The organism is Pseudomonas fluorescens (genome assembly GCF_001623525.1).
GTDB lineage: Bacteria > Pseudomonadota > Gammaproteobacteria > Pseudomonadales > Pseudomonadaceae > Aquipseudomonas > Aquipseudomonas fluorescens_Q.
Genome location: NZ_CP015225.1, coordinates 4027292 through 4037500 on the forward strand (window position 1 = coordinate 4027292; position 10209 = coordinate 4037500).

Consider the following 10209-nt stretch of genomic DNA (forward strand, 5'->3'; position numbering starts at 1 on the left):
CACGAAATCTGATCATTCAGTCATCACCCTCCAACTCCAACATGAGCCCGCTCAAACGCTTGACCTTGCGCCGCACCGCCTCCTCGAACACCCCCGCTCGTGGCTCAATCAGGCTGAACCATTGCTTGCCCCGGGTAATGGCGGTGTACACCAACTCCTTGGTCAACACCGGGTTCAGCGCATCCGGGAGGATCAACGCGGTATGGGTGAATTCCGAGCCCTGGGATTTATGCACCGTCATGGCGTACACGGTTTCCACATCATTCAGGCGGCTGGGCAGGACGAAACGCACACCTCCCCGGCCGTCGTTGCGCGGGAAAGCGACCCGCAGAACCTGTTTGCCGGCATCGGGGCCATCACGCTCGGGCAGCTTGAGGGCGATACCGATATCGCCGTTCATCAGCCCCAGCCCATAGTCGTTGCGGGTCATCAGCACCGGGCGCCCTTCGTACCACTGGTGATCGCTATCGATAAGGCGGGCCTTGAGCAAGGCGGCGGTGATTCGCAGGTTCAGTCCTTCGACACCCCATGGCCCTTTGCGCACCGCGCAAAGCAATTGGAATTCGTCGAAGGCCGCCAGGACTTCCCGGGCCCAATCGGTCCAGCAACGGTCTTCCAGCGGGCGAGAAATGCTCGGGCGTCGCTGCCTTAGCAGGCTCAGGTAATGTCGATAACCCTGGGGGGCCACCTGGCTTGCCGTCGAGTAACAGCTTTTCCAATTTTGTATCGTGTTCACTCGCCAATTTCAGGGAAGACAGATCGGCATGCTGCCCTTGCTCCAGCAACTGACGGGCTTTTTCAGGCTGCTGCTGGTTGACCCAGCGAGCCAGTTGACCGATGCCGCTGCCTTCGCCGAAGCGCCGGGAATGCCTGAGCATGACCACTTGCTGTGCCAGCGGATGAGTGCCGTCGAGGTCCTGTTGCAGGTCACTGGCTGCCAGGCTTTCACCACTGGCCGATTCAAGCCAGGCTCGGGTCCGGGGGCTGTACCAGCCCTCCTCGGCGTCTCGACACAAATCCCCCAGCACCGCACCGGCTTCTACAGAGGCCAACTGGTCCTTGTCCCCCCAACAACACCAACCGTGCATGGACCGGCAGTGCATCCAGCAGATTGGCCATCATCTCCAGGTCAATCATCGACGCTTCATCGACCACCAGCACATCCAGTGGCAAGCGATTGCCTGCATGGTGGCGAAAATGCCGGGTGCCGGGGCGGCTGCCCAGCAAACGATGGACTGTCGTGACGTCGCAGGGAATCCGTTCGCGCACAGCCTCGTCCACATCCAGGGTCCGGACCTGCTGGCTGATGGATTCGGTCAGGCGCGCCGCCGCCTTGCCAGTGGGCGCGGCCAGGCGAATCCGCAGCGGCTTCCCGGCCTCGACGGCCGGTGCCTGGAGCAAGGCCAGCAGGCGTACAACGGTCGTGGTCTTGCCAGTGCCCGGGCCGCCGGTCACGATGCTGAAGGCCCCGCGGGTCGCCAGCGCGCAGGCCAGTTTCTGCCAATCGATCGGGCCGCTGGGGTTGGCCGGCCCGAACAACCCGTCCAAACGCTCGCGCAGGTCGCTGGGCGCCGCTTCATGCTCGATAAGCCGTTGACGCAACGCTTCATCGATCCGCCGTTCGTAACCCCAGTAGCGGCGCAGATAAAGACGCTTGCCAGAGAGCACCAACGGACGTTGCTGCGCCTCTTCGCTCCCATCCACGGCCAGGGCCACCAGACGACTGGACGCCAGGGCCTTGCACCAACGGACGCCATCCAGCGTCGCCAATATTTGCGATGGCAACAGCATCGCGCCCGTCTGCAGGTCACCCTCGGGAGGCAGCGACAGCGCAAAATCCGGTTCCTTGAGGGTCTCGAACACATCCAGGCAAACATGCCCGTGCCCCAGTTGATGGCTGGTCAACGCAGCAGCGAGCAGGACCAAAGGATCATCGTCGGGCGCCAGCTCATGGAGGAACGCCACGAATGCCTTGTCCAGGGCGCGCAACCACCCGCGCTCGACCCAGCGCGTCAGTAACAACAGCAGGTCCTGCGCACGGCTCAAGGGCGCCAACTCCACCAGGCTTTCGTCGTCGGAGGACTTGGGCAGCAGGTCGGCAAAAGAACGACTCATAGCAACTCTCCCTGTACCCACGCCGGTTCAGCCTTGGGTTCGCTCGCCCCCTGGAACAGGCGATCCAGTTGTTCGATCAATGCCCGTGGCGGCTTGGTGAAATACACACCCTGACTGGCTGAGCGGGTTCCGCGAAGGAACAGGTACAACGCGCCGCCGACATGCCGATCGTAGTCGTAATCGGGGAGCCGTGCCTTGAGCTGGCGATGCAGGGCCAACAGGTACAGCACGTATTGCAGGTCGTAGCGATGGTCCAGGATCGACTGTTCCATGGCCGGTACGGTGTAGGCCATGTCATCGACACCCAGCCAGTTGGATTTGTAATCGGCCACGTAGTACCGACCGTCGTGCTCGAACGTCAAATCGATGAAGCCCTTGAACATGCCGTTGAGCAGCACCGGCTCCGCCGCGACGCGGGCCACACCGCCATGGGTGAACCGGCAAACCAGCTGGTCGAGCTTTTGCACATCGACCTTGTGGCTGGCGAACCAGAACTCCATCTCCACCTGGAATCGGCTCAAGTGTTCGAGCACCACTGGCGCCTGGTCGTTTCCGACGTGCATGGGCATCTTGATCAGGTGCCGCAGCCAATCGCTCAACGTGGTGATCCAGCCTTTCCAGCCTCGGCGATTGCAGCGTCGGGCAATGGCATCCTCGATATCCGCTGGTGCCGATGAAAAACCCTCCCCAGCGGCCCACTCCAGCAGGCCATGGAGGAAAGTGCCGGGGTTGGGGCCACGGGGAAAGCGGTGGATGTCGCCACCGACAGCAAGGGTCTCCCTGGGAGCGTCCGGGTCCAATCGTTCATCATCGAACAGTTTCTGGGCCTGGGGACTCTCTGGCGCGGTATCGCTGCCTTCGCTCAGGCTTTCGCTGATGCGCAAGGCACTGTAGGACGCGATCCACCAGTTCTCGCTGGCTTTTCGCAAGGGCACCAAGGGTTCAAGCAACACGGCTTCGTTGCGCGGGGGCCGGTAGTGCTCGTCGGTGGCCTCGGGCATTGGCTGGTAGCTCACCGCGTCACTGCCTTGTTGCAGGTCTTGCAGCCAACGCCTCAATTCCACCGACTCGGCCAGCGGTGCACCACCGCCCAATAGATACCCCAGCGCGGACACATGGAGGATCGAGCGATTGTTGCTGCCCCGCTTGAGATCCGCGACACCTAGCCAGCAGGCATGTTGTGCACGGGTCAGTGCCACGTAGAGAAGCCGCAGGTCCTCGGCCAGACGCTCGTCATCGGCCTTGGCGATCAATTCGGCAGTGGGCTTGAGGCTGATCTGCGCCTTGTTGGCCTCATCGTGGTAGTGCAACGGCAATCGACTGCCATCCACCGGTTTCGTCGAGCAGATGAAGGGCAAGAAGACCAACGGATATTCGAGGCCCTTGGACTTGTGGATCGTGACCACCTTGACCAGTTGCTCATCGCTTTCCAGTCGCAGGATCTGCTCTTCCCCCACTTGCCCGGACAAGGCCAGGTGCTCGGACAAATGCCGGATCAAGGCTTGTTCACCATCCAATTCACCGGCGGCCTGTTGCAACAGTTCGCAAAGGTGCAACAAGTTGGTCAGCACCCGCTCGCCATCGCTGCGCGCCATCAAGGCCTGGGGCAGTTCGAAATCATGCAGCAGGCGCCGCAACATCGGCAGAACGCCCTGGCTGCGCCAGACCGTACGATAACCGCGGAACTGCATGACCCGGGCTTCCCAGGCCAGCTCATCCTGATTGAGACGCTCCAGCTCCGTCAGCGCCAGGTTCAACGTGATGCTGGCCAGGGCCGCCCGTAGCGGTCGCTCGGCATCCGGCTCGGCACAGGCCCTGAGCCAGATCAGCAAATCCCGCGCTTCCTGCGAGGCAAAGACCGAATCCTTGTCGGACAGATACACACTGCGCACGCCCCGCGCGGACAACGCGTCTCGCACCGCCTGCGCTTCTTTACCATCGCGCACCAGGATGGCGATATCTGCCGGGCGCACGCCTCGCAGCACTTTTCCATCGACCGTGAAGCCGTCGCGTCCCGACTGGCCGCCGTTGAGCAACGCCGTGATCTCACTGGCGCAGGCGGCCGCCATGGATTGTCGATACACCGCACCGGAAAGTGGCTGGTCCGACGACAGGTGCCAGATGTTCAGCGCCGCGACCGCCTGCCCAGCGACCTGCAAGGACTCCTTGCGCCCCTGGGACTCAACGGACAGGAACGGCACCGGGTTCTCGCCCGAAGGTTCACGGAACAGAAAGGCGCCACGGCCCTTCGGGCGGGACTCGGCCTTCTGGAAAATATGATTTACCGCACCCACCATGGCATGGCTGGAACGGAAATTCGTGCCCAGCGTGTGCAGCCTGCCAGCAGTGGCTTCGCGAGCGCGCAGGTAGGTATAGATGTCGGCACCGCGAAAAGCGTAGATCGCCTGCTTCGGATCGCCGATCAGGAAAAGTCCGGTCCCAGGGTCGTTGTCTTCGATACGGTAGATGCTTTCGAAGATGCGGTATTGAACCGGGTCGGTGTCCTGGAACTCATCGATCAGCGCCACCGGAAACTGTTCGCGGATCAGGCTCGCCAGACGCTCGCCGCCGTCGGCCTGCAGGGCCGCATCGAGACGCAGCAGCATGTCATCGAAGCCCATCTCGGCGCGGCGACGTTTCTCTGCCTCGAAGCGCGTCCCGACCCATTGCGCGGCATGCTGCAACACGGCGGCATCTGGCGTGGGCAACGCATCCAGGCTGGCCTTGAGACTGGCCATGGCGTCCAGCCCGGGATGGTTGGGCACTTCACCTTTCCAGGCTTCGGCCATGCCCTCGGGCGTCAACCGCGTGAATCCGGTGCCGATGTCCAACAGCTCAAGGCTTTCGTCATCGACCCAGGCAGTAATTTTCTGAAACCATGGCTCGAAGTAACGCGCCTGCATCTTGCGCCCGTCGACAGACTTGCTGGCAACGCCTTGCTGGCAGATCTCCAACAGTTCCACCGCCCATTGCCGCCACGGCGCCTTGAGATCGAGCAAGGCGGCACTGCGCTCCTGCAAGGCCGCGGCGATGAGTTCAGCAGGCTCAAGCCCGTCGCCGTTGCCATGCTCGCTGGAAAACAGACCTCGCACCCGCGGCAACAGCGCAGCAGGCCCTCCCCAATGGGTACGCACCCAGTTCAGCGCCTCGCCTTGCATCGAATAGCAGAACAACCGCCAATAATCGCGCAGAACCTCGCCCAGCAATTCGCTGTGGTCGGTTTCCAGGGTCTGGGTGAACAGGCTGCCGCTGTCGAAGGCATGCTCACGCAACATGCGCTGGCACCAACTGTGGATGGTCGAGACGGCCGCTTCGTCCATCCACTGCGCAGCAATGTCCAGCCGGTTCGCGCAGCCAGGCCATTGCTCAGCGTTGAACTCATCGCGCAACGCGGCGATCAGCGAATCCGGGGCGGGAATTTCGTCACGGAAGAAACGCGCCGCTTCGGCCAGACGGGTGCGAATTCGTTCACGCAACTCTTTGGTGGCAGCGTCCGTGAAGGTCACCACCAGGATTTGCGGTGGAAGCAACTCGCGGCCAAAGCCGGACGCCGGACCGCCATGCCCCAGCACCAGACGCAGGTACAGCGCCGAGATGGTGAAGGTCTTGCCGGTGCCGGCGCTGGCCTCGATCAGTTGGCTGCCACGTAGCGGAAAAGCCAGGGCCAATGGGGTCTGTCGACTCATGAACGGGCTTCCTCGCCGACCAATGAACGCCATGGGGCTTCGAGCAACGGCCGATAAAGCGCATCGCACCAATCGGGGAATGTTTCGTCAGCCATCAAGGCATCGAAATCAGGAAACTGTCGAGCCAATGCCGGACTTTCCCGCCGCTCGCCTTCAAACGTCTGCCCATCGCCCTCATAGGCTTTGCGAGCCGCCGCTTCGGCCTTGACCGGATCAGTCTGGCCGAGCCAGGCGAAAGCCGTCTTCACCGCGATCGGTAGCGGCTGGCGCATACCGGTCTGCCAGGCCTGCAGCATGTCGCCCAGTAGCCTTTGTGCGACAGGCTCCTCAAAAGGCGCCAGCAGCAAGCTGTCATCACTGGCTACCAATGCCGTCGTCAACGACAGGCCATTAGCGCAGGCCACGAGATGGTTGACCCAAGGCCGTATCAGGCGATGCCACTTACGGGTCTTGGTGGAACCGATGCTGTTGGGTATGGCCGTGATGGCGAGGACCGCACCGTCGGAACGCTGATGCAAACCACTGAGCCACCCTTCGACATTCACTCCCAGCAATTGCAGGCTGACTGGCACAGCGCTGACCGACGGTGTCGGCCATAACGCCAGAAGCTGTTGGTATCGCTGGAGCAGATCCGGCAGGGGTTCGATCAATTCACGCTGCATGCATTCACCGAAACCGGCCATGGGTAACAGGCCGCTGTTCTGCAGTCTTTTGGCGTGAGCGGTGAGGGCAAGATCCGGCTGGTCCAGGCGTACCAGGGCGGCCTCGAGCAAGCTGTCACTCAAGCTGTAGCGTTGCAGCGCATCAAGCACGAAAGGTTCGTCATCGGCCAAAGGCGCTTCGATGGCCTCGAAGAACACTTTCAACCGCTGACTGAAGAAATGGCGGACAGGATTGCGCAGGAAGTCCTGCAACTGCCCAAGGCCCAAGGGCTCCTCCTGGACATAGGGTTCCAGCACCTGGTTCTTGTCGGTGTGATCGCAAACGCCATGGAGCATCCGCCATTCGCTGGCGTAACTGAACAGCTCGTCACCTTCATGGAAATAACGTGCACTGAACGGTTGCAACGGATGCTCCTGGGTCAGGGCATCGAGAAGAGGCTTGCTGTCATCTGCCAACCGCCAGCCACTGGCGAGATGATCGCGCAGTTGGCCGATCAACACCGATGCCGGGCGCTCGCTGTTGTCGCGAATACTGCGACCCACCCAACTGATGTACAGCTTTTCCCGGGCAGAAAGCAGCGCTTCCAACAGCAGGTAACGGTCGTCCTCACGGCGGGAACGATCGCCAGGACGATAATCGCCCCCCATCAGGTCGAAGTCCAAAGGCGGCTGGGCTCTCGGGTAATCACCATCATTCATCCCCAGCAGGCACACCAGCTTGAAGGGAATCGCGCGCATCGGCATCAAGGTACAGAAGTTGACTGCTCCGGCCAGGAAACGCTGGGACAGTCGCCCCTGATCCAGTCCGGCCAACCACGCCTCTCGTACCACCGTCAGCGGCAATTCATCGTGCAGCCCCACCGACTCACAGGTTTCCAGCCAGGTTTCACGCAAGTCTTCGAGTTGGGCCAGCAAATAGTCGTCATGCTCGTTGCTTGCCTGGAAAAACAGCTGCATCAGATCTTGCAGGCGTGAACCCCATTGCTGCGGCGATGCCGGCCGGGTAAGTTCCTGATGGGCGACTTCCAGGGCATCCAGCAATGCAACCAAGGGACCGATCAACGCCGCGTCCAGGCCACCGATCTCGTCATAGGGCTCAATGCCCTCATACGCATTCGAACTGCCGACGGCATACCCCAGCAACATGCGACGCAAGCCGAAATGCCAGCTGTTCTGCTCAAGCTCGGCAGGCAGGCCCAACCCGGCACGGTGTTCGGCGCTCATCCCCCAGCGAATCCCGGCGCCTTCGATCCAGCGGTGCAGTGTCGGCAGGTCGGCCTCATCGATGCCAAACCGTTCGCGCAACGCCGGGACATCCAGCAGATCAAGGATTTCGCTGACCGGAAAGCGACTGTCCGGCAGCTTGAGCAAATGCTCGACGGCGATCAGCAATGGATCACGTCCACGCTGGCCCTGGTCGGTCAGCGTGAAGGGAATGAACCGTGGGTCGCTCCTGTCGAGCTGGCCGAACACTGCGCGAATGTGCGGTGCATAACTGTCAATGTCCGGGACCATGACGATGATATCCCGTGGGCGCAGGGTCGGATCCGCACTGAAGTAGGCCAGCAATTGGTCGTGAAGAATTTCGACTTCACGCTGGGCGCCGTGGGCCACATGAAAACGGATCGAGCCGTCTCGCTCCGTATCGACGATAGGCCAGTGTTCCCGGGTTTCATTCAGGGGGCGCAGCTCCAGGATGTCATCCTGCAACTGGCTGAGAAGGGTTGTAGGAGTTCCATCAGTGAACAGGTCAATTCGCCCATCACGAAACACCGAGCGATAGCTGTTGGGGTCATCGTAGCTGTCGAGCAGGTTGATATAGTCGCGCCCTTGCTTGCCCCAGGCGGCCAACAACGGATGGGCATGTTGATGCAGGGTTTGCGGATCGAGGACGACGGGCATGCCAGCCTTGCGTGCCTGGCGCTTGTATTGATGACGCAGCAAGTCCTTGTCGGCGACGATGTCCGCCCAATGATGGCGACATGGGTTATGCACGCAGAGCAGAACCTGGCTGAACCGGGAAAGGCCGGCGAGCGCCTCCAGTACCTGGGCAGGCAACGAAGAAATACCAAACACGATGACCCGTGCGGGCAGGCCTTTCGGAGCGGCTTCCAGGCTGTTGATACGTTCGATGTAGCGCTGATGAACGCCAGCACGGCTTTGCGCCATGCCTTGTTCCCCCACATCCAGCAACAAGGCTCGCCACAGTTCCGCTTGCCAGCAATTTGCTGGCGCGAGCGACTTGATTTCGCCTCGGACATTTCTGGTCTGGTGTCGACCTTCCGCCCAATCCTCAAGCCAGTCGGCCCGGTAGACCTGGTACTGGTCGAACAGATCGGCAAGACGCTCGGACAGTTGATAGCGCTTGCGCAAGTCGGTGTCGTGGGTAAGGAATCGTCGCAGAGGTTCGAAATGAGGCTGCTCGATCAACTGCGGCAGCAGGCGCATCAGGCGCCAGGTCAGCGGAGCCTTGTCCAATAGGGACTTGGCCGGAATCTCATCACGCCCCAGGACTGTTCGATAAAGCTGCCACATGAAACTGCCCGGCAGTTGCACATCAATGGCCGCCGCAATACCGCAGCCGCCGGAGTCATCATCCTCCGGGTCTTCAGCCAGTGCGAGCTTGAGCCATTGGGCAATGCCGTTGCTCTGTACCAGGGCGATTTCATTTTCAAGGGGGGCCAGCGGATAGCGCCGCATCAAGCTGATCACCAGGCTGCGCAATTCATCAAGGCGATTCCCGTGAACCACCATGAAAGCTGGGCTGAGGGACGTTGCGTCCGGCATGAAAGGCATCCTTGAAAATGCAAAAGCTAGGGGCAGAACCTTAGCACTGTCGGGGGGTTGTGACAGCCGGGAGCAGTCCGCGCTTGTCGTAAGAACTTTCTTGCGGGCAAAACAAAACCCCTACCTGCATCAGCAGATAGGGGTTTCGGAATTTAATCTTGACGATGACCTACTCTCACATGGGGAAACCCCACACTACCATCGGCGATGCATCGTTTCACTTCTGAGTTCGGGATGGGATCAGGTGGTTCCAATGCTCTATGGTCGTCAAGAAATTCGGTAGCCAGCGCGTGCCTTGCGGTCACGTTCCAGCGAATGGGTATGCGATAGTTTGTGTGCTGCAATCGAGCGTCTCGAACTTTCGGTTCGTTTCGTCTTCACACACCGCAATCTGGTCTCTTTCGCCTTTTGGCTTGGAGGTGACAAATTGCTTGGGTGTTATATGGTCAAGCCTCACGGGCAATTAGTACAGGTTAGCTCAACGCCTCACAGCGCTTACACACCCTGCCTATCAACGTCGTAGTCTTCGACGGCCCTTCAGGGAGCTCAAGGCTCCAGTGAGATCTCATCTTGAGGCAAGTTTCCCGCTTAGATGCTTTCAGCGGTTATCTTTTCCGAACATAGCTACCCGGCAATGCCACTGGCGTGACAACCGGAACACCAGAGGTTCGTCCACTCCGGTCCTCTCGTACTAGGAGCAGCCCCTCTCAAATCTCAAACGTCCACGGCAGATAGGGACCGAACTGTCTCACGACGTTCTAAACCCAGCTCGCGTACCACTTTAAATGGCGAACAGCCATACCCTTGGGACCGGCTTCAGCCCCAGGATGTGATGAGCCGACATCGAGGTGCCAAACACCGCCGTCGATATGAACTCTTGGGCGGTATCAGCCTGTTATCCCCGGAGTACCTTTTATCCGTTGAGCGATGGCCCTTCCATACAGAACCACCGGATCACT

General features: G+C 60.7%; 2 protein-coding genes, 2 rRNA genes and 1 pseudogene (1 of these 5 running past the window's edge). All 5 read right to left on the reverse strand.

Going from position 1 to position 10209, the window contains the following annotated elements; genetic code table 11:
* Window positions 1-16 precede the first annotated feature (16 nt).
* Window positions 17-2115: pseudogene (gene recD / locus TK06_RS17335) on the reverse strand (exodeoxyribonuclease V subunit alpha).
* Window positions 2112-5801 (reverse strand): exodeoxyribonuclease V subunit beta, encoded by a 3690-nt coding sequence (gene recB, locus TK06_RS17340; protein WP_063323074.1) that lies wholly within the window; start codon window positions 5799-5801, stop codon window positions 2112-2114. The pseudogene recD and the gene recB overlap by 4 nt, the downstream one beginning before the upstream one ends.
* On the reverse strand, window positions 5798-9250 hold the full coding sequence (recC, locus tag TK06_RS17345; protein ID WP_063323075.1) for an exodeoxyribonuclease V subunit gamma: 3453 nt from the start codon (window positions 9248-9250) through the stop codon (window positions 5798-5800). Before recC ends, recB begins: the two co-directional genes overlap by 4 nt.
* A gap of 156 nt (window positions 9251-9406) precedes the next feature.
* Window positions 9407-9522: ribosomal RNA gene (gene rrf / locus TK06_RS17350) — 5S ribosomal RNA — on the reverse strand.
* Window positions 9523-9692: 170 nt separating this feature from the next.
* Window positions 9693-10209 (reverse strand): 23S ribosomal RNA (locus TK06_RS17355) (it continues 2373 nt past the right edge of the window).

What these genes read in the sequence shown, in the direction of transcription:
- recC (WP_063323075.1), bottom strand. Translation starts at nt 9,250, where the DNA reads ATGCCGGACGCAACGTCCCTCAGCCCAGCTTTCATGGTGGTTCACGGG.
- recB (WP_063323074.1), bottom strand. Translation starts at nt 5,801, where the DNA reads ATGAGTCGACAGACCCCATTGGCCCTGGCTTTTCCGCTACGTGGCAGC.